This is a genomic window from Mycobacterium sp. NPDC049093 (genome assembly GCF_040704635.1).
Lineage (GTDB): Bacteria > Actinomycetota > Actinomycetes > Mycobacteriales > Mycobacteriaceae > Mycobacterium.
Window position 1 is genome coordinate 76,744 of record NZ_JBEZJS010000013.1, and the last position, 19,743, is coordinate 96,486.

At 64.5% G+C, this 19,743-nt stretch carries 21 protein-coding genes; 6 read left to right on the top strand and 15 right to left on the bottom strand.

From position 1 onward, the window contains the following. Nucleotides 1–38: 38 nt before the first annotated feature. On the bottom strand, nt 39–4,910 hold the full coding sequence (locus tag AB0876_RS33290) for an AAA family ATPase (protein ID WP_526044173.1): 4,872 nt from the start codon (nt 4,908–4,910) through the stop codon (nt 39–41). After that, a complete protein-coding gene (mobF, locus tag AB0876_RS33295) occupies nt 4,876–5,904 on the bottom strand; it encodes a MobF family relaxase (protein ID WP_526044153.1) in 1,029 nt (342 codons plus the stop codon). Before mobF ends, AB0876_RS33290 begins: the two co-directional genes overlap by 35 nt. Nucleotides 5,905–6,199: 295 nt before the next feature. Between mobF and AB0876_RS33300 the strand changes: the two genes are divergently transcribed. Genes AB0876_RS33300 through AB0876_RS33310 form a run of 3 tightly spaced genes read left to right on the top strand, consistent with a single transcriptional unit; the run spans nt 6,200 to nt 7,661 of the window. Beyond that, nucleotides 6,200–6,712: a hypothetical protein gene (locus AB0876_RS33300; protein WP_526044154.1), complete on the top strand. Its 513-nt coding sequence runs from the start codon at nt 6,200–6,202 to the stop codon at nt 6,710–6,712. Continuing rightward, nucleotides 6,702–7,259, top strand: coding sequence for a hypothetical protein (locus tag AB0876_RS33305; protein ID WP_526044155.1), 558 nt, complete (start codon nt 6,702–6,704; stop codon nt 7,257–7,259). The genes AB0876_RS33300 and AB0876_RS33305 overlap by 11 nt, the downstream gene beginning before the upstream one ends. 33 nt (nt 7,260–7,292) lie before the next feature. Beyond that, nucleotides 7,293–7,661 carry a hypothetical protein gene (locus AB0876_RS33310; RefSeq protein ID WP_448499649.1) on the top strand — a complete coding sequence of 123 codons (369 nt, stop codon included), beginning with the start codon at nt 7,293–7,295 and terminating at the stop codon, nt 7,659–7,661. 77 nt (nt 7,662–7,738) lie between these two features. On the opposite strand, the gene AB0876_RS33315 is transcribed toward AB0876_RS33310, so the two are convergent. From AB0876_RS33315 to AB0876_RS33355, 9 genes are all read right to left on the bottom strand, one after another. After that, nucleotides 7,739–8,377, bottom strand: coding sequence for a hypothetical protein (locus AB0876_RS33315; protein WP_526044156.1), 639 nt, complete (start codon nt 8,375–8,377; stop codon nt 7,739–7,741). Nucleotides 8,378–8,408: 31 nt separating this feature from the next. Then, a complete protein-coding gene (locus AB0876_RS33320) occupies nt 8,409–8,834 on the bottom strand; it encodes a hypothetical protein (protein WP_526044157.1) in 426 nt (141 codons plus the stop codon). Next, entirely contained in the window at nt 8,831–9,256 is a 426-nt protein-coding gene (locus AB0876_RS33325) for a hypothetical protein (protein ID WP_526044158.1), read from the bottom strand. The genes AB0876_RS33320 and AB0876_RS33325 overlap by 4 nt, the downstream gene beginning before the upstream one ends. Next, nucleotides 9,253–9,516, bottom strand: a complete 264-nt coding sequence (locus AB0876_RS33330) for a redoxin NrdH (RefSeq protein WP_526044159.1) — start codon at nt 9,514–9,516, stop codon at nt 9,253–9,255. The genes AB0876_RS33325 and AB0876_RS33330 overlap by 4 nt, the downstream gene beginning before the upstream one ends. A gap of 452 nt (nt 9,517–9,968) precedes the next feature. Further along, nucleotides 9,969–10,445, bottom strand: coding sequence for a hypothetical protein (locus AB0876_RS33335; RefSeq protein WP_526044160.1), 477 nt, complete (start codon nt 10,443–10,445; stop codon nt 9,969–9,971). After that, a complete protein-coding gene (locus AB0876_RS33340) occupies nt 10,439–10,672 on the bottom strand; it encodes a hypothetical protein (RefSeq protein WP_526044161.1) in 234 nt (77 codons plus the stop codon). The genes AB0876_RS33335 and AB0876_RS33340 overlap by 7 nt, the downstream gene beginning before the upstream one ends. A gap of 94 nt (nt 10,673–10,766) precedes the next feature. Continuing rightward, entirely contained in the window at nt 10,767–12,383 is a 1,617-nt protein-coding gene (locus tag AB0876_RS33345; protein WP_526044162.1) for a DNA cytosine methyltransferase, read from the bottom strand. A 217-nt stretch (nt 12,384–12,600) separates the two neighbouring features. Beyond that, nucleotides 12,601–12,810, bottom strand: coding sequence for a hypothetical protein (locus AB0876_RS33350; protein WP_526044163.1), 210 nt, complete (start codon nt 12,808–12,810; stop codon nt 12,601–12,603). Beyond that, a complete protein-coding gene (locus tag AB0876_RS33355; RefSeq protein ID WP_526044164.1) occupies nt 12,807–13,592 on the bottom strand; it encodes a hypothetical protein in 786 nt (261 codons plus the stop codon). The genes AB0876_RS33350 and AB0876_RS33355 overlap by 4 nt, the downstream gene beginning before the upstream one ends. A gap of 209 nt (nt 13,593–13,801) precedes the next feature. Here AB0876_RS33355 and AB0876_RS33360 point away from each other — a divergent pair, with 209 nt between their 5' ends. The 3 genes from AB0876_RS33360 (at nt 13,802) to AB0876_RS33370 (ending at nt 16,088) form a co-directional block, all read left to right on the top strand. Continuing rightward, a complete protein-coding gene (locus AB0876_RS33360) occupies nt 13,802–15,007 on the top strand; it encodes a hypothetical protein (protein WP_526044165.1) in 1,206 nt (401 codons plus the stop codon). A gap of 73 nt (nt 15,008–15,080) precedes the next feature. Continuing rightward, on the top strand, nt 15,081–15,320 hold the full coding sequence (locus AB0876_RS33365; protein ID WP_307870146.1) for a helix-turn-helix domain-containing protein: 240 nt from the start codon (nt 15,081–15,083) through the stop codon (nt 15,318–15,320). A 231-nt stretch (nt 15,321–15,551) separates the two neighbouring features. After that, on the top strand, nt 15,552–16,088 hold the full coding sequence (locus AB0876_RS33370) for a hypothetical protein (RefSeq protein ID WP_526044166.1): 537 nt from the start codon (nt 15,552–15,554) through the stop codon (nt 16,086–16,088). A gap of 558 nt (nt 16,089–16,646) precedes the next feature. Here the strand turns inward: AB0876_RS33370 and AB0876_RS33375 are convergent. The 4 genes from AB0876_RS33375 to AB0876_RS33390 all read right to left on the bottom strand — a co-directional run bounded on the left by AB0876_RS33375 (nt 16,647) and on the right by AB0876_RS33390 (nt 19,585). Next, nucleotides 16,647–17,045, bottom strand: coding sequence for a hypothetical protein (locus tag AB0876_RS33375; RefSeq protein ID WP_526044167.1), 399 nt, complete (start codon nt 17,043–17,045; stop codon nt 16,647–16,649). Between the two features lie 187 nt (nt 17,046–17,232). Beyond that, complete coding sequence (locus AB0876_RS33380) at nt 17,233–17,754, bottom strand: hypothetical protein (RefSeq protein ID WP_526044168.1); 522 nt, start codon at nt 17,752–17,754, stop codon at nt 17,233–17,235. A gap of 252 nt (nt 17,755–18,006) precedes the next feature. Next, entirely contained in the window at nt 18,007–18,375 is a 369-nt protein-coding gene (locus AB0876_RS33385) for a hypothetical protein (RefSeq protein ID WP_526044169.1), read from the bottom strand. Next, entirely contained in the window at nt 18,368–19,585 is a 1,218-nt protein-coding gene (locus AB0876_RS33390) for a helix-turn-helix domain-containing protein (RefSeq protein ID WP_526044170.1), read from the bottom strand. Before AB0876_RS33390 ends, AB0876_RS33385 begins: the two co-directional genes overlap by 8 nt. Nucleotides 19,586–19,743 lie beyond the last annotated feature (158 nt).

Genomic DNA, 19,743 nt, shown 5'->3' on the forward strand with positions numbered 1-19,743 from the left:
ATCATCACGACGCCCTACACATGACACGGCTGTGTCGGTCAACCGATCTCGTGTGCGAGATCGGTTGCTGGGGTGGCGGCACGGTGTTGTGCCCGTGCCCAGGTGCGTGCCAGGTGTGCGTCGTGGGCACGTTTGTGGCTTCGGCGCAGGGTGTCTCGGGTCCGGAGTGCCTCGGTGATCGACGGTGGGCGGATATCAGGATGCAGTCGTGCGGCTTGGTCGAGCACGGGTTGTAGGTCGGGTGCCTGTGGTGACGCGGGGCTGAGGGTGCCAGCGGGTGCGCCGTGGCCTGCGGTGGTTGTCCATGGGAGGTCGGTACGCAGCAGGTGAAGCAGTGCGGCCGACGGTTGCGGTGGCCAGCTTGGGGCGTGGGTGTCCAGCAGCACGATGCGGGCCTGGTTGTCGGCGGCGTGGGTGGCGAGGGACGCGAGCTGGGCGGGGTCGGCGGCGGCCGCGTTGTCGACAATGAGGATGTCGCCGCTTTCGGGTTGCCAACGTCCGTCGAGCTGTTGTTGGTGCAGGTCTGCGACCGTGGTGGTGGCTGGGGAGGTCTGTGCAGGGTCCTCGGTGCAGGTGTAGATGCGGCGGCCTGCCTCCTCGGCCGCGGTCCGCCAGTCGTTCAGCGCGTCGGCGAGCTCGCTCGACGGTTGCGTCGAGACGACGCTGATGGTGAACGGCAGTTGGGCGACGTTGAGAAGGCTTGCAGTCTCGGGAGTTTGGTGGGTGGGAACGACGGTCAGTGGTAGGGCTTGGTGCGCGGTGCCTGCAGCGTGCAGGATCGCCAGTTCGGCTTCCAGGGCGGCGTGTTGATTGAGCACGTGGTCGATGGGCGGGGTGTCGGCGGCGGCGTAGGCAGCGGCGGCGGCGAGTTCGGCGCGGTCGAGGTCGCGGCGCAGTTCGTGGCAGCGGTGACGGGCGTCTCGTTCTGCTTTACGGTCGGCGGCGGAGGCTTCGGCGATCACTTTGTCGGCGTCGGCGTGGGTGATGATGTTGTCGGCGCCGCCGACCGCCGCGGCGCGTGCTTGGTTGGCGGCGGTAAGGGCGGGGAAGAAACGTTCTGCGGGAGATATCGGCGGCAGGGTCATGCGCCGCACGTCGAGGTCGGCTCGGGCTGAGGCGATGTCGAGGGGGTCAGCGTCGGGCTGTGCCCGAAGGAGGTCAAGTTGTGCCTGTGCCCACTGCACTTGGGCGCGGGCCTGCTCGTAAGCGATGTCAGCGTCGGCCCATTGGTCGATGACCTCTTGGACGGCATGGAAGTAGGGCAGGTCGGCGTCGGCAGCTTCGCGCATGGCAATGATCTCGGGCATTGCCGCGCGAAGGTGCGGTCCGTCGAGTGTTTCGGCGTCTTTGACGAGCTGCTCGTAGATGGCTAGTTCGTTGAACAGTTCGGTACGCAGCGCGGCGATGTCGAGGAGCGCGGCTGGAAGCGGCGGGGGCGGTACCCGGCGGGTGGCCAGGTCGTCGAATTCGAGTGTGCCGAGTTCTTCAGCGGCGCTGGGCGGTTCGGGCTCATCGTCGTGTGGCGGCTCGTCGACGGGAAGGTAATCAGCATCGAGCGTGAGGTCAGGGGGCGTGTGGCCGAGTTGGTCGTCGGTGACGGTGTTACCGAGGTGATCGGGGTCGTGGTGGAGAAGTTCTTCTTCCTCCTCCACCGACAGGGGCGCGTGCTCGGGGATGGGCGCGTCGTGATGGGTGTGAGTGGTCGGATCGCCGTGGGTGAGCATGTCGATGGTGTGGGCGATCAGGCGGGCGTAGCGATCGGGCGTGATGGTTTGACCATGGTCGGCGGCGTCGGCGAGCGCTTCGGCGGCCACCTCGAGCAGTTGGTGGGGTTGCCAGGCCGGGTCGGCGGCGGCGACCGCGGCCACCAGGGCCGGCCAGGCCGGGTCGGTGGTGACGGTCTCGGTGACGGCGGTGCCGAAGATGCGGTTGAGGTCGCCGGTCCATGCCGGGCGCAGGTGGCTGTCGGGGGTGTCGAGGGTGGCGGTGTGGCTGAGTTGGCCGGATAGGCGCCACCACAGGGCCGCTGCGGGTAGTTCGTCGGGCAGTGGGCGAAGCGCAGCGGCTTGGCGCACCAGTTCGGGCAGGTCGGGACGGCTCGGTGCCGCGGCGGCCAGGTGATCGGCCAGTTGCGGCCAGAAGCTGTCGTCGCGCAGGCGTGGATCGATGGAGTCGATCAGTTCGCCGAATTCGCGAACTGCGGGGACTCGCGCGGTGAGTACCTCGTTGGCGCTCTGTTGCAGGGACCGTTGAATGCGGCGAGGCTGGTTGGCCGGTTGGTCGACGCCAAGCAGTCGGGTGTCTTGCTCAGGGACGCGGAATGCGGCCCGGAATACCGCGATGTCGCAGAGCAGGTCACGGTCAGCGTGCAGCAGAGGGCGTGCCCACAACGGTGCGGTGGCCGGAGTCCAGCCGCGCACGGTGGTGGTGATCTGGTGGGCGAGCTCGGTGGTGAGTTCGGCACGGGCGGGCAGATAGTCGGCCCACTCGGGCAAACCGAGCAGAGCTTGTGGGATGGCGGGCAGCCAGGGCAGCGGGCCGATGCCGGCGCTGTGGTTGCTGGTGGTGTCTAGGCGCCAGTCCAGCACTGCCGCGACGTCATTGGCCGAGTCGAGTTCGCGATGGGCGGCGGCAGCCTCCAGACGTGCGATCGGATCCTGACCGTTGGCAGCGATGATCGCCAGATGTTTGCGCAGAGTGGGCCAGGCGGATTCATCGGTCAGACCGGCGTAGATGGTGTCGGCGTGGGTGTCGATCAGGGCCATGACCTCGGCGCCGGCATAGATCTCGGCGGCGGTGCCGACAGCGTCCTGATACATCTCGGTGACCGGGGCCAGGCGTGCGAACGGGTCGGCGGCCACCCGCTCGGCGGTGGTGGCCGAGATCTGGGCACCGTCGCGCGCGAGGATCTTGGTGAGCACATCCACCGCGGTATCGGGATGGGTGGCTTTGGGTGCCAGGATGCGGTGCGGGTCGGCTTCGGCGGTGGACAGGTAGACGTGGTTTTCCACCCGCCCGCGGGTGAGCGCGACGTAGAGCAGTTGGCGGGTGAGGTGTTCGGCACCGACGACGTGGCAGCTGTGTCCGGCGGTGAGACCTTGAGCGGAATCGATCGTGGTGGCGTAACCCAGCGTGACGTTTTCGCTGACGTAGTCGCTAGGCAAGGTCAGGGTGCGGTCAGTGCCCAGATGCCGCACCCGCAGCGCCCCGTCAGGACGGACTTCCAGGATTTCGTATCGGTACCCGTTGCGGACATAGTCGGTGGCGCTCAAGGGCAGCCAGCGGGCGTTTTCGCGGGTGCGGATGATGTCGCCGACCGAGGCGGCGAGTTGATCGGACAGGATGGTTTCGCGGCCGATGCGGTAGCGCGGGTTTTCGGCGAAAGCCGCTGAGATTCGGGCGGTTCGGGCGCGGGCATTGAGGTCGTCGACGATGGGGTTGGTCGGGGCGAGCAGCAGGCTGTCGCGGCCGGCGCGGGTGTCGGCCAACCAGGCATCGAACGCCATCTCTGCCGAGGTGTGTTCGGCGCCGACGTGCACACGGTGCTCATCGATGTAGAAGCCGATTCCGGAGGGGTCCCCAGCGCGTAGGGCCAACGAGGCTGCGCCTTCGGCGGGGGCGACGAAGCGCACCAGTTGCGAGAGGGTGAGAGCGCCGAATTTGTGGGCCAGGTCGCGCAGCACACCGCCGGCCGAGATCGAGGCGATCTGCCCGTCGTCGCCGACCAGCCGCACGCTGGCCCCTTTGGCGATCGCGTGGGCGATGACGGTATCCAGTTGCAGCGTTCCCGCTTTTCCGGCCTCGTCGATGATAAGCAGCGTCGATCCATCGATGTCGTCAAACCACTGCGGCACAATCGAGTTGGACGGGTTATCGATGAGGTTGATGTACTTGTCGAGGGTGTCGGTGGCCGCGGCCAGATCGTGGCCCAGTTCGATGGCGGCCGCCGCAGTCGGCGCCAAGCCGACCACGTTGCCGCCACTGCTGCGCCAGGCTTGCGACAGTGCAGCCATGGCAGTGGTTTTGCCCGCGCCGGCGGGTGCCAGAGCGAGTGCGACCCGACGTCCGCTGGTGGCCATTTCGGTGACCAGAGCCACCTGCCCGGGGTTGAGTTTCTTCCCACGCGCAGCCGCGTCGGCCAGCGCCAGTTCGACGTCGTCGGTGCCCACGACACGACCGGTGCACAGGCTCGCGGTATGCAGGATGCGTCGCTCCGCGGCCACGATGTCGGCACTCGTGTAAAGGTCGGTGCCGTTGCGGGTGTAGATGCTCGATCCGTCGCGGCGGCGCAACGCGGTCGGTTCCCCTCGCTCACCATCGTTGACGCGAGCCAGCGGCAGCGAAACGGGTTCATCCAATGCGGCGGCCGTGATCTTTTCGGCCAGATCAGCCGCGCCGGCATGGCCGGTCGCGCGCACGATGCGTTGTGCTTCGGCCAGCACGTGGTGGCGCTGCCAGGTGGCGCGCGATTCGGAGACGGTCGCGATGGCTTTGGCGGCGTGCTCGGCGATCCACTGCGGGGTGGGTGCGTCACGGCGATGGCTGCGGGTGGCCGACAGTGTTGCGCCGATCATCTGGCTCAATGCCCGTTGGCTGCCCAGGATCTCCAGGGCTTCGGTGAGCCAGGTGTGGCGTTGCTCGGCCAGCGAGCGCGGCTCATGTTTGGCTTCACGGGATTCCAGGGTCGCCTGCTGAGCCAGCGCGATGGATTCGACGTTGGTGGGCTCACGGCCGTGATCGATTTGGAACTGCTTGGCCAGCTCGGCGGTGCGCGATTCGATGGCCTTGCGCCGCGAAGACCAGCGCGCCATCAATTCGGTGCTGACACCGACAACTTCGCGGATCGGGCGCTTGTTACGGCCGGGGGGTGTGACCTCAGCGAAATCGAAGCCCGAGGCGCTCCTCCAAATGCGCCTCGAGTCGAGTGTTGTACAGCTCTGAAGTACTCACCAACACGCGGTGCAGAGGTTGGCCGTCAAGCGCCAACCAACGCTGAATACCGTTCGCGTCGATATGGGCGACCTTGTTCGAAATCGCCACGTGCGTATGCAGATCCGGATCCCCCGCGCGTGAATCGCGGTGCGTGAAAGCGGTACCGATCAAGCCGGTCGTGTCGACCTGGGCGATACCGCGTGCACCGGTACGGGTGAACGCGGCGGATTCCTCCAGAAACGCCAACGCATCAGCGACCGCGGCGTCATGACACAGCTCAATCTCGCGCGCCACTTCCATCGGCGCCACCGCCCACAGCGTGGACACCGATTTCACCGGGGAGAAGGTGACGTCGTAGCCAGCGACAGCGGTGGTGCGCTGGCGAGTGTTGCGCGCGATAAAACCCGACAGTTCACGATCATCGGAGACTTCGCGTCCGTACTCGTCGAGGAATTTCTGCCGCGCCACCGCGGTGCGGATGCGGGCACGCACGTCGTCGTCGATCGGCGCGTTCCACACCTTGCCGGCCGCGGCGTTGTGCTCGCGGTAGGCCACCGCCAGCGCCTGCTGGAATTCGGTTTCGCCGCTGCGAATGGTGAACGGCTTACCCAGGCGGGCAGCGCGCATCGCCACGTGTGCGGGGGCGCCCACTTTCAGGTAGTTGTTGGTGATCGCATTGGCGTTGGGGTGCAATCCTTCTCCGAACAGCGCCATCATCTGGTCCTCGGTGACCTCGGAGCCAGCCGCGACGGTCCAGACCTCATTGTCGATGTGCGAAGGCACCCCACTGGCCTGGCTGTGCGACAAGGCCTCCAAGCCCGAACCCACCCAGCGGCCGGGGGATTCACCTTTGGAGCTGTAGTACTCCGAGAGGGTGTCGCGGCCGCGCTCGGTGGCGTCGTGGGCGGCGACCTGGCGGATCAGATAGGTGTAGCCATCACCGGCGGTCAACTTGTGCAGGGTGGCGGTCATAACGCGCACGGTAGAAACTTGACGCGCGTCAATTCTAACGGCCAACCACGCTTCGTTACCGAATCGTGATCCTCAGTGCAAGAGGTGTGTGGCTTTTGATGGGTGGCTGGTAGGTCGGCGTCGGTGGGGTGGCTGGTGGCGTGATGGGGGCATTGGCGGGTGCGTGGGGTGCGGCAACGACGGTGCAGGTGAGGGTCGTTGTACTCAAAAGGGACAGGACATGAGAAAAATGGGTTGGGGACAAATGTGGCTTGAGCGTTAGAAATTGCCGGCCGCTGCGTCGTACGGTCCGGCCATGAGCGAGAAGATCGAGTCGAAGAGCGACGTGCGCCGCAAGGTGCGGGAGGCGCAGACTCGCGCACAGCAGGAGCGAATTCAACGCGAGGCAGCCAATCGCGAGGACATGGTGGCGTTCCTGTTGGCAGAGCAGAAGCTCGAAGCGGTCGACGAGTGGGAGCGCGAGCGGCGCGCCCAGGTTCATGGCGACGCCGAGCAGCGTCGCCATGAACAGCGCATCGCGGGAGCCAAAGCGCTGGCGCGGATGCAGGAACGTGGGGAAACGATCCGAGACATCGCCAGCCTGGGTGACGTGCCGGAGAAGAAAGTCAGAAGCTATCTCAAACTGGTCAAGCAGCTGCAGGAGCGCAGCGCTGGCGCGGTAACTTCGGGGCCGCAACCACTAGGTGACGGTGGCGGGGCGGATGGGGCCGATGAACAAGGCCCACAGGTACGGCCAGCCGAGGTCGGCTCGGGCGCACTAGGTTTGCCGCAATCTGAGCCAGCGGCAGACCTGTCTGATGGGCAGTGAGACGGTGGCCGGCATCGCTGGCGGTGGCCACTCGTGGCCGACGCTGGGTCGGTCGCTGTGGGTGGACGCGAGCGTGCACCCGGCCGAGTGCGCACGCTTCCGCAGTTACGTTGTCTGCGGACCCGATGAGCGCGACTGCGCGATCTGGACAGGCGGTATCGGTGCCGATGGATATGGGCGGTTTTTCGTGACCCGTGAAGGACACGGCTTCTGTGTGCGGCCGAATCGTTACGCCCTGGCTCTGGCGGCGGGGACGCCGCTGGCTGCCGATGTGCTCGCCTTGCATGAATGCGACAACCCGATCTGTGTCAAGGTGTGTGCGCCGGGGGCCGACGCCCAGCATGTCGTTGCGGGCACCCAGCAGGACAACATGTTGCGGATGGGCCGGGCGCGCCGTGGAGGTGGCCGGCCGGTGATCGCACGCCGGGATTGCGGACGCGAAGCTCGCCGCGCCCGATCGGTGGCGCTGCGCGAAGCGGTACGTCACGGATGGGATAGCGCGGCAGTGGAAACGGCGCTGCTGGGCAGCCAACCGCGACTGTTCTAGAAGACCAAATAATCGATCACAGAAGGTGCAACGATGACCGGATACAACAGGCCCTACGTCCTTCAACTGGCGGTGGCCTTGATGACGCCTGGCTTTGATGACGAGTACTACTCGAGTGTGCGCTCCGCCGCCGAAAGCAACGGAGTCACAGCTGAGGAGCTCGATCGCGCGGCGTTCGTCGTTGACGGGGTTCAGAGGGGCGGGGTCGACCTCGACGAGTGGATCCGACAAGAGTTCATCGTTGACGGGTGGCTGCACGGCTACGTGCCGTTGGAACTGGACCCATCAGACCCGAAGTGGTCCACGTGGAAGCTGGCCCAGTTCAACGACGAGCATTACAACGTCCAGACAGTTATCAACCAACAGCCGGGCCGCTCCGATGAGCAGCAGGACATTCGGTGACCAGTCCCGGAGATGCGGCGGCGGTGAAGTGACAGGCGGGAATGGGAATGCCCGAGCCACAAAGTGTTCGACGAAGGTCAGCGGGCGGCGGCGCTGGCGCCGACCAAGGCCGCCCACCACGTGGCAACGGCAGCTTGTTCTGAAGTAGCGGCCGCATCGAGCTGGCCCTGAACGGTCGCGGCCAAGGCTGCTGCCGACGCAGGACGGTATCCGCGCGAAACGAACGTGTGGCGCAGGTCGCAGAGCACACTTGCAGGAAGCGCCGGCACCTCTGGCAGCTCGGCGAGTACGGCGGCCTCGCACCACAGCGCTCGGGCCATCAACGGTGATTGGACTACCCCGCCAGCGGCGTCGAGGGCGGGGTGGCTGCACCGGTTTTCGTCAATAGTTGCCGCTGTGGCGTGGTGGTGATCTGAAATCCAGTGCAACGCGGCTGCGGCAGCGTAATAGGGCGTGACAGCGGTGCCAGAACGCGTCACAACGAGAGGTTCGATGAACGCGGTGGCGGCGATGTTCGGCCGGCCGCGCGTGCCATCGAGACTGAGGAGTTCGAAGCAGGCGCGTTGGACGGGAGCCGCAGGCTTGGGAGAGGCGAGGGGCCGCAGATAGGTGTCGCTGCGTTTGGCATGTGCGAGCAGCGCATGGCTGGCGTCGTCGTAGTCGTGATGTGTCGTTGTGGTGGCGCCGGTTTGAGCGGCGATCGTGAGCTGGTGCATGGCGAGTCCGTCCCGGCTGGTGGTGGTGCGGTCAGCTGGCGTGGTGGAAGTGCCGTGCGGCTCCGGTGAGTTTGTCCCATTGCCGTTGCACGGCAGCTCGCTCGTATTTGTCGACGACGGCGATGCCGGTGTCGACAGCGAGCGCACTATCACGTACGACTTTGAGTGCAGCTGAGTCATCGCCGTGAGGTGCGGCGGCAGCGTCGAAATGTTCGATCGTGGCGGTCGCGTGAACGCGGCTGTCGTCGAGGGTGACCAGCTGCCAGCTGCTGAAGTCCGAGTGCACCTGGATCGTCTCGGTTCGGCAGTTGACGTGCTCGACGTAGCGCTCAAGAGTGCACTTGGCGTCGGCACCGTCGGGGTGCTCGCTGATGGTAGTGGCACGGTCCGTGCGCTCAATGGTCAGGCGGTGCATCGTCGTAACTCCTTCGGTCTCGTCGAGCGGTGAACGGTTCACCCCAGGCAGGTGAGCGGGTGGCGTGGGTGACTGTGGGTGGCATGCGATGAGTTGGCACCGTGCTCGGCGCCAAGTGTGTTGATGCGTTCGACGGCTCGCAGCGTGTCGTCGTGCGCTTCGTAGTGGGCCTCGCTGATGAGGGAATCCAGGAGTTCCTGGGCCTCGTAGGCATCGATGTCTTCGTCGGTCCAGGATTCGGGGTACCGACCGATGTAGCCGGACGGGTCTTCGGAGTTAACACAGCGCGCACTCGGGTGGTCGTTGGCGGGGCAGGAGTAGTCGCCGCAGGCGCAGAACGGTCCGGCGTAAGTGTTCGTGGCGGCCGCGTAGTCGATGAACATCTCCATGTCCGGTGGCGCCTCGTTGTGGTCCTCGGTCGAGCGAGGGGCCGACGACCAAGGGTCTGTCGTGCCGGTGGTCATGCGGACACCGCTGTGGCGTCAGCTGCCAATACCGCAGAATTGACGAGGGTCTTGATCCGGTCAGGGCGGAAGCCTGACCAGTGCTCGTCGCCGGCCACCACGACGGGCGCCTGCAGGTAGCCCAGGCTCATCACGTAGTCGCGGGCATCGCCGTCGAGGGTGATGTCGACCTTCTCGAATTCGATGCCCTGCTTTTCCAGTGCCTTGTAAGTGGCGTTGCACTGCACGCAGGCGGGCTTGGTGTAGACGGTGATGGTCATTTCTAACTCCTCGTGAAGCGAATAGAAAAGGCATTCCCTGTATTCCCCTATATTAATATGTACAAAGCATTTACGCAATAGCTGCAGCAAATTACTATATGTCACTTCACGCCAATTCTATAAACAGCCACTAGGTGAATGCACCGTCTTTCGCAACGATTATCGCGGAAGGCAAGTAGCTCCTTCACCTCCATGCAATTACTATGCTCTGCAACTGCTCAGCCTCACATTCGACGCGAACTGGCTGCGGTGTTGATCGCCCCATAAACGGTCTCGCTACGGGTCCTCAAGAGTCGAGCTCCACCGTCCGTAGGCGCTGGGATAGTTGCGATATAGCAATCTTCCATTTAAAGCCATCCGTGGAACCACGCCGGATCACTCAAGGGTGAGTTTCCGAATACAAGACGCCATTACGACTGGTCTGCGCCCGAGGTGGAGGTAACGCGAGGTGGTCAGTTCCAGCGGTCGATGCCGACGCTGATCCGGTGTCGGCCGACTGCGTCGGTGTGGTGCTGTTCGTGACGGGGGAGGGAGCGCAGTGCGGTGGCGACGAGGTCTGGCAGTTGGCCGGCGGTGGCGGTTTCGTGGGTGACGCTGGCGAGCCACACGAAGGGATCGGCGGCCGCGGTGCGGGTGTCGGTCGGATAGATCGCGACGTGCCAGCCAACGTGGACGTGGTCGGCTTCAAGGGCGAGTCGTTGGGCCAGGGGAGTGATGTTGGCGGCGTAGTCGCTGATCCAGAGCCAGTCGCCGGTCTCCAGCCGGGATTGGAAGTGCATGTAGCGGCCGCTGGCGTCGACCAACTCCAGTGCGATGCCGAAACGGTAGTAGATCTCGTCGAGGATCGCGTCGTGACCGCGGCTGTCGGTGGGCGCGGCGTCGTTTCCGGTGCGGGATCGGCGGCGCGATGGCCGCGCGTGGCTCAGCATGGTGGCCGGCCAGTGATTTGGCAGCGGGTGGCGTAGTCGGGCACCAGGTGGCCGACTATGTCATCGGCGATGTCGACGAGCTCGGTGAGCAAGTCGCGCACCTTCTCCTCCTGGGCAGTGCTGAGGTGATCCTGGCTGCGCAGGTCGCACAGCTCGTCGCGCAGCGGGAACCAGTCGCCGAGTAAGTCGATGGCGGGTCGGGTGATCGAGTGGTCGGTGGTGGGCATGATGGGCCTTTCGGTGTAGTCGGGCAGAGACTGGGTTGGTGGTGGCCGTTCGCCGGAGGTGGGGGACGGGTGGTCTCCCCACCTCCGGGAAAGATCAGGCCAGGAGGCGTATCGCGTGGCCACCGAGCCATTGGGAGACGTTGCTGCTGACGGCGTTGCCGAAGCCCATGGTTTGCTCGGACTTGTTTCCCATCGCCCGGTAAGCGTCCGGAAAACGTTGGGCCCGAGCATGTTCTCGGGGGGTCAGCATCCGGAATCGGCAATCTGCCACGTCGATCGTCGCTCCGGAGACCAGTCCGGCCGAGTCGCGGGTGGCCACGGTGTGCAGGGGTTCGCGGGTGGTCTTGGCGTCGCCTTTTCGGAACGGGACGACCAGGCTGATCGGCGGCCGCTGCGGGCAGGTGGCGTTGGGCGGGACGGTCAGGGCCTGGTGACCGCCACCTCCGGAGCCTGTGGTGACCGTGGCCAGCGGGTCGGCAATGCTGGTCGCGTCGGCGTGGTTGCGTAGCACCGTGATCCACGGCTCCGGGGTGAACAGGCCCTCGGTGTCGCGAGTGGTACGGGCCCGCATCGGGACATCGGTGGTAGTGGCGGTGTCGTTCCAGGTTCCGCCAGCGGGCACCAGCATCGGGGGTACGGCCATCCCGTCGCCGATCTTGGTCGAGCGAGTCGGCATGGGTGCAGCAGATACCGGGTAGGACCGCGAGTCCCCGTCCGCGCCATGGTTGGTCGCGACGATGGTCGGTTCGGCAAACATCTCGATTCCGGCCCGGATGCGTCGCATCGTGGAGGCGGCCAGCGCTTTGCGACGATCACCGATCCGCTCGCCCAGGTTGCTCCAGTCGATGGCGGCGGCCGCAGGGAGTACGAACGGTTCGACGATGCTGTGGCGGCAGGAAGCGTTTGGGCACCGGTACACGTACTGCTGGCGGTACTTGCCGATGCGGCGCCGGTCTGGGCGCTTCCACGATTGGACGGCGGGTTTGACGGTTTCGCACAGGGGGCACCAGGCCAGCGGTCGGGGCCGAATCTCGTCCATCGGCACGCCTTTACGGGCGAACAGAAAGTACATGCGGTCACGCCATTGCGGGGCGAACGGGTTGGTGTCGTCACCGATGTGGGCTGAGGAGACGGACACGAACTGGTGGGTGTAGCCGAGGGTGTCCATGGCGGTCAGCCAGACGTCGAACAGTTCCCAGCGGGCTGCCTCGACCACGTTCTCGACGAAAACCATGTCGTAGCGATGCACTTCGGTGGCCCGCACGACATCCCAGAAGGTGGCGCGGGTGCGGTCGCGGCCGGCCGAGGGGACGTGTCCCTCGTCTTCGAGGAACAGCGACATCTGAGTGCGGGGCGCTGCCGTGCCGCCGGCCGGTGAGAGTTCGGTGCAGATGGGCGATGCCCACAAGATGTCGGTCTTGGGCATGCGGCGCATGTCGTAGTTGGAGACGTCGGCGATGACGTGGTCGGCGTTGGGGAAATTCAGGGCGTGGGTGGCGATCGCCAGGTCCCAGTGGTTGGCTCCCATTGCCAGCTGCAAGCCCGCGTTTTCCAGGCCGATGCTCGAACCGCCGAAGCCGCAGAAGATGTCGGTGTAGGTGAGCCCGGTCGGCTGGCCGCTGGGTCGCCAGTCGGAGTGTTCTGCTTCCAGGGCGGTACGGATGTCGGCGAACTGGTCAGCGGTGAGAGCGGGAGCGTCCACGATGTTCATGCGATTACCTCACGGGGGAGTGGTGCGAAGGTGGGGGCGTTTCTTGGTGTTGTCTATAGTCTACACTTACTGTTGCCTATAGGCAACAGTTGGTTAGCCCTTCATTTACTTCACTTCGCGCGAGTCATGTTGTCGCACAGCGCCCGTCAGGGGCTCTCGATCCTCAGTCCGGTGGTCCCCACGAGCTGGTGTAGGTCACGATGGTGCGGGACACGACTTACACGTACCCGGCCGGGAAGCCCCAGTACTGCGCTTCGGGATGGGTGGCCCACTGACGGGCCTGGCTCTCATTGGGAGCTTCGGTGATCTGCCCGCGCTTGGATGTAAGCGCAGGAGAGTCTCGAAGCCAACGCACGCCCCACACGGTCTGCTCGACACGTTTGCCGTGCTCGCCCCGCCCGGGGAGGTCGAACAAGGGAAGGGTCATGAGGTGACCGTGAAGAGTTCGAGTTGGCCGACCGGCAGCAGTCCGGGCATTACCTCGTAGGGACGGTAGAGCCCCGAGGCGCCGTCGCTGAATTGCACCTTCACATGGTTGGGGGTGATGTCTGCGACCACACCGGATTTCACAGACCCTGGGCCGAGGACCACCTTGACGTGCTGGCCAATGCTGAACTCATCCAGCGATGTAGCGCAATGGCCGGCGCGTTCATCTTCCGGGCCGTCCAGGTCGTCCTCGACCGTGTGGAATCCCAGTGCGCGATCGAGTACGCGATCCTGCCAGGCCTGGATCCGGCGCAGCTCGCGGTAGTGAGTGTCGACTTCCTCGTCGGTCGGGTGATACCTGGCGCCGTAGAGCGGGTCGCCTTCGTTGCGTCTGTGGCATTCGTCCTCCCGGCCGCAGCGGCACCAGTCGCGTCGGATGTTTTCAGCGTTGAATGTGCGGCGTACTGCGCGGAGTTCGTCGGTGATGTCCTGGGGCAGGCTGCGGGCGTACCGGTTGAGCTGCGCGGTGGTGATTGTCACTGATTTGACTGGCGGCCTGCCGATATCGGTGGTCCACCACGGGCACACGATTTTTCCCCTGCCGCAGGTGTAGCCGTTCGCTAACCAGTCCGGCCCTCCGTCGATGCGGCTACCGGTGCTGCTGGAGCAGCGTGACATCAAGTCCGCGACACCTTCGGGCCCGAGCATGCAGTCGCGCATCGCCCATCCGCCGATCGAGCGCAGAAGCCACCGCTGGTCCTCGGTCAATGCCGGCCTGGCCATCACGCATCACCCTTGGGGGCGCGATGGGTGCTGGAGAGCCTGAACAGCGCGGCGCGGATTCGCGAGTAACCACTTGCATAGCGTCCATGTGGATTTCGGGCATTAGTGGTCATGGTGTTTGGATCTCCCTTCCCGGCGCCGGACCTGTTGCCTATAGGCTACATTCAGCGTAGCCTATAGGCAACAGCAGCAAGAGGGAGGCGGCCGGAATGGGCAGCACCGCAGTCGAATTCACACCACGCCTGTCGGGCCTGGTCGAGGATGAGCGGACGCCGACGGTGTGCGTCTCGTTCGGCATGGGACTCGACAGTTCAGCCTTGCTCGCGCGGTGGCTGACCGACCCATCCAGCCGCGACTTCGCACTCGAAGACATGGTTGTCCTCACCGCGATGACCGGCCACGAGAGCGCCGCCACCATCAGCGCGGTGACTCGTCATATGCTGCCGCTTTTCCAATCCAGCTCCGTGCGCTTCATCCAGATAGCGCGCAGCCAACGCAAGACCACCCGGGTCGGCGATGGCGTGGTGGTGCTCGACGACTCTCGATTCCCCCGCCAGCTCTACGCCGAAGGCCTCTACACTCTCGGCGATGAAATGCGCTCGGCAGCAACACTTCCGCAGCGCGGGGGCATTAGGTTGTGCTCAGTACATTCTAAGGGCGACCTATTGGACCCGGTGATCGCCCGGATCACCAGGGGCCGGCCATTCCGGCACGTCATTGGCTTCGAGGCCAACGAACGGGCCCGGGCCGATAAGGATCGCCTCTTCGACACCGAGTTGCGGACCGGGTGGTACCCATTGCGGGATTGGGGCTGGACCCGAGCGGATTGCACCGACTTCGTCATCGAGACCTTCGGTGAGTCGATTCCCAAGTCCTGCTGCGGTTTCTGCGTCTTCGCGATGAGCACAGCCAACGGGCGGGCGGCGACGGTGCAACGGTACAGGCAGGAACCGGAGCTGGGAGTAGAAGCACTGGTGCTCGAGCACCTGGCGAGAAGCGTCAACCCGTCTCAAACACTCATCGAGGGCAGCAGCGCCGCCGATCTCGTCGCGACAGCAGGGCTAAGAGAAGTGCAGCAACGTTTCGACGCCCATCTAGACATGTGTGACTGGTCGCTGTATGAGGTGCGGCGGCTGGTGCGCCCGGGCCGCAGCGGCGGGAAGGGGATCACCGCTCGGTCCTTGCGCGTCGCCGCGACCGGTTCACGAGACGAGATGGCACGCCAGCTCGCGAGCCAGCCAGGGCGACGGGTGCAGGGCGCTGACGGCATCGTGCGGCACATTCTGCGTGACCGAGCGACCGACTTGTCCAAGGTTGACCATCTCTACGTGGCGGCACCGGCCGGCGCCCAGGACAAGCAGCGTTCGGGTTTCGAGCAGTGGTGGCAGGAGGCCACCGGCGATGCGCTGTTCTGATTTGTCCCAGGAGCCGACTGCGCTTGTAGACTATGAGCGACAAGAATGCTGGGATACCGACCAGAGGACGTTCGTGAGTGCTGGCGAAGAATTTGACGAAGCAGCAGTCCAAGGCCGCATCGGCGCAAACATCAGGCTCCGGCGAGAAAAGGTCGGTCTGAGCCAGGGCGCGCTCGCCGAACGCGCAGGCATCCATCGGACTTTCCTCAACCAACTGGAAAACGGCCACCGCGGATGCACCGTGACCGTCCTGGCTCGGCTAGCCAGAGAACTCAACACCAGCGCCTCGGTGCTCGTGCTCGACATCGATTGACAATCCTGTCCTGAGCAGGTCACACCAGCCCGACCGACGTCTGCAAACAGCATTGAGGTGCGGATGCCTCGTTATCCGTCCGATACGACGGATGCACAGTGGCGCTGCGCCAGGATGTCTCGCACGCCCGCACTCCGGGTGTCGTAGGCTCCCGATATCGGAGCACGGAATCAGCGCGATCACGATGCCGACGTCAGCGCATTGGACGACGGCGCGTTTGAACGTGTACTCATGGCCAATCTCGACCACCGGCACCGCAACAAAGCCATGTGGAAAGCCCTGACGGCCGAAGACAACATCGATCGAACACGCGGTGTCCTCGTCAACTCCTACGAGCGCGCGCGGAGCACACTGGCAAACCGCCGGGCCGATCGGGAAGCATTCGAGAATGAGCGGTTTTCCGAAGGTCGACGGGGACGACTCGAAATTCTTCGGACCCAGAAGGGCTATGACTCCTGGAAACTCAACACTGGCAACTTTATACGCCACGTCGCGTCGGCGTTGGCCGAGGTCAACCAGATCCAAAAAGAACACAACCGCGCGGAAAGTAGGACCGGGGCTCAGCACTACCGATCGTTGCTACGTCAACTCGCCCTGGCGATCGACCTGCACCGCACCAGCCGGTCGGATTCCGGGACGGGTGGCGACGCGCACGACCGCATGTTGTGGGGCATCCTCGACCAGCTCACCGTCCCAGACGGACCCGATCACGCCGAAACTTCGCTGACTGAGATGCTGCCAAGGTGGCGCCCTCCTCACGAGACTTGATTGTGTGGCGGATCTTCGCTGGTATGAAACCTGGTATAAATTCAGTGATTTCGCTAGCCGAGGTTTACAATCAGGCACTGCGCGGATGCACTGCCGGCTCCGGTCACCTCAGTGGACAAGCATGATTAGGCAGGCGCGCGCGTCGCTCGGGGACAGCCGCGGTCCTTCGTTAGCTCCTGACGACAGGCTGCGGGCGGCGGCTCGGTAAGGGGTCGCGTAAGCGGAATCAGTTTGGCCGAAGGCCCATTCCCAGTCCAACCATCCCCAGCGATCATCGTTTGCGGGCCGCTGACTGCGCAGCAGTCGCGTTGCGCGCCGGTGGGTCGACCAGCGCTGCTGGGACTGAACCACCGCACGGCTCAGCTTCCACACAAGAAACATGCCGACGGGAACGAGGGGGAGTAGCACTCCGTACGCGAACACATCCCCCCAGCGCACTTCCCAAAATGAGTTCATGTCCTAATCCTCTCTGGTTGGTTACGACAATTCGCAGGGCGCTCGTGCGGTAGATAGGTCCTTGAGCGCCGTGGTGGGCGCGGGCAGGGCGGTTGACTTGGTTTAGCCGAAACGCAGGAGGTCGGTGACTCGCAGGTGCACGTAGACCCGTCCGGTAGGGCCGACATCGACGAGTTCGGGGTCGTTGTTGATCGTGTCGGCCACCTCCTGCGGCAACTCTTGAAAGGTGGTGACGCTCTGGATTTCTCCGGTGGAGATGAGCTTCTGAATGTAGTGGTGGACGTGGCGGGCCAAAGTATCCACGTGTTCCCAGAAGTCAATGCTGTAGCCGGTCACGGCTCGCAGCCTGTCGTGGCGGATGTTGCAGACTCCGATGTAGGTGTAATGGTCATTGACGAAGCGGACGCGGGCGGTGGGCGCCACGCTGTCGTCGGTGGCGAGCGCTCCACCTTGTTGTCCTCCGAATAGGGCGACGGTGGCGATGTAGGTGATGGTTGTCATGGGAGACTCCTTCGCAATCACTGTTGCCCATAGTCTACTTTCAATGTTGCCTATGGGCAACACGTGTGGCGCAACAGAGTTCACCAAATTTCTTCTATGACAAGCCGTTTCAACCGATCAATCATTCTGGACCCACGCGGGGCGCACCGAGCGTGGGCAGGGCATGGATTGACTGTCACATGACGTGTCAGCGCCGGAACCCGCGGCGCGGCGGGCGGGGTTCCAGCCCGTCGAAAAGGTCGAACCAGGTCACTGGATCGGGAATGTCGCCTAGCCAGACGGGCGCCTCACCGGGGGAGAGCTGCCAGCTCAGGTGTCGGTTCCCGACGAGTGCATCGGTGGCCGACTCCCAGTCCCGGTCGCCAGCGGTCTCGGGCAGCGCCGACACTTCCTCTCCGTACTGGCCGTCCATCCACATGGATTGGGCGGTCGCTACGGACAGCACCAGCGCAGCCTCCTCGGCCACACAACGCGGGTACGGTAGGCGGCCGGCTTCCAGGTCCAGGGCGAGATCGTCGAAGGCGCGAGCCAGTTGACGCCGCCACGGCACCGCACATTCCCACGACGCTTCAGGGAAGCGGTCCAGAATCGACCACCAACCCGAGGATTCCTTCACCGGCTGATCTCGGTGCTCCTCGATGTCGTCGTAGGTGTCATCGGCGTGCACCCACAGGTAGGTCCGGAGCAGCTCGCGCTGGCGTGGGGTCAATCTGAGGCGAAAGGGCGCTACCTGACTCACCTTTCGCCATCCTGCCGATCGGCGCTCACGCCCGATTCACTCTCCTTGGATTTTCCTGGGCCGAACTCGTCTCGGAACCACGGTGGTGTAGGTGGCAGCGTCCTCGATATCGAGGCTGTGCTGCCACGCTTCGTCGGCATCACTGAACAGGGGAGAAGTGGTCGCAACACCACTCTCACGGTCCACGCTGACAACCCAATACCCCAATCCCATGCTGGTACCTCACCGAAAAACCGTGGCGGTGAGATAAATTCGCCGAGCCTTCTCATCCGGCCCTAGACCATGCCTCTCGAAGAGCTCTCGGTCCAAGAGGTCTTCAATCGCAAGGAACAACTCCGCCGCCGCGGCCGCCTCATCGTCTCGCTGAGCGAACTTTTCGGCATCGGTGTGGCCCTGATGTGCTCGACGACGCCACAGCGAGAGCGAGGCGTAGTGTCCGGCAGCCCTGGCGTACCAGATCTGCAGTTCGTCGTCGCTCATCTCAGCGACACGCTGCGCTGCGGCACGGTAGTCCCGAGCGGTTCGAGTCCGGCCCTGCAGCTCGTCCTGGTTGCGGCCCATCCCGTTATCCTGCCCTTTTGGATCATTCACTGCCGTGATCCGTTTCGCCGCGAGTCTGCGCCCAACCGAGGCGGTCGAGCGGTGTGCCGGGCAGTGTGGCTGGTGTCGGGGTGTCGGCGATCGCCTTTTCGATGGCCGCCTCGATTGCCGTGCGGGGATAGGGCGGCGGCGCGTGCTCGTCGAACGCCCCCGGTCCGTAGGTCTCGGGGGCGCGGGTGATGGTGACGGTGACGGGCACCTTGAGTTCCAAGGCTGCCAGCTGGGTTTCGATGGCCTCGGTGAGCTGTGCGGCGTAGTCATCGTATTCACGGTGCCACTGTTCTTCGAGCGCATCGATCACAGCCGAAATCGATTGCATTGCTTGTTCATAGGCGATTTCACCGGGGGTGGGGTCTCGGTAGGCTTCGGCCTCTGCCCAGAGCTCGGTCAGCAGGTCGACGTCGGCGGGGTCGCCCGTCCAGTCGGTGTAGCTGACGACCAGATAGCCGTTGTCGTCCACGTTGACCCAGTTGACGGCCGCGATGCGGGGGTCATCGGGGGAGAAGGGTCCCGGTGGAAGGTCGGTGGGCTGGGGGACGTCGTTGGTGCGGGCGTCCACTTCCATTGTGGCGTCGTTGTAGTCGTCGTCGCTGGTATCGCCGAGGTAGCTCAGAATGCTTTCCACCCACAAGTCGATGACCACGGCTTCGGTCCGGTGGCGCAGCAAGTCTTTGTCGTCGAACACTGTGGATTGCAGTGTCTGGCGGATTCGTTCGGCTTCCCACGAACCCGGTCGTCCGGCGAGGGCTTGTTCGATGCTTCCGGCATTGGCCGCGGCGCCGGCCAATGCAAGGGTGACGAAGGCAGCCCAGTCGATCGGGACTGCGGCGCGGGGATCCGGATCGGCCTCCCAGTGCCCTGTGTCGGTGCGCCGTGAGAGCTGGTTGGTCAGTCGGGTCGCCTCGGTCAGTACGGCGATGGCGTCGGCGAGGACCTCGTCGTGGGGCCGGGACTCGTGGGACACCGCGTCGAGGTAACCCGTGTCGAACAGTGCCGCGGAAAGGACTTCGCGGTAGGGGCGGCCGATGACGCGGGCTGTGGCAACAAGATTGACGTGCTCCGGCAGCCGGCGAACGCCATTGGTGCGCCATTTGCGCAGGTTCTCCCGCGTGACGCCGATCCGCCTGGCCAGCTCGGACTCATTGACGCCGTGTGCGCTCTTGTACCGGTCGATCAGTTCGACGAGACGAGAGGTTGCCATGTGGCCAAGTATTCTGCGAAAATTGAAGAGCGTCAAGTGTTAGTTAGCATAGTTGCCAACTGATACTGGTAACCCTCAGTATTCGATTCAGCCGTAATCCGGTGATTGTTGATATCGATAGGGTCGGCAGTTTCGGGATGGGCGGCTGGCAGCAGCTG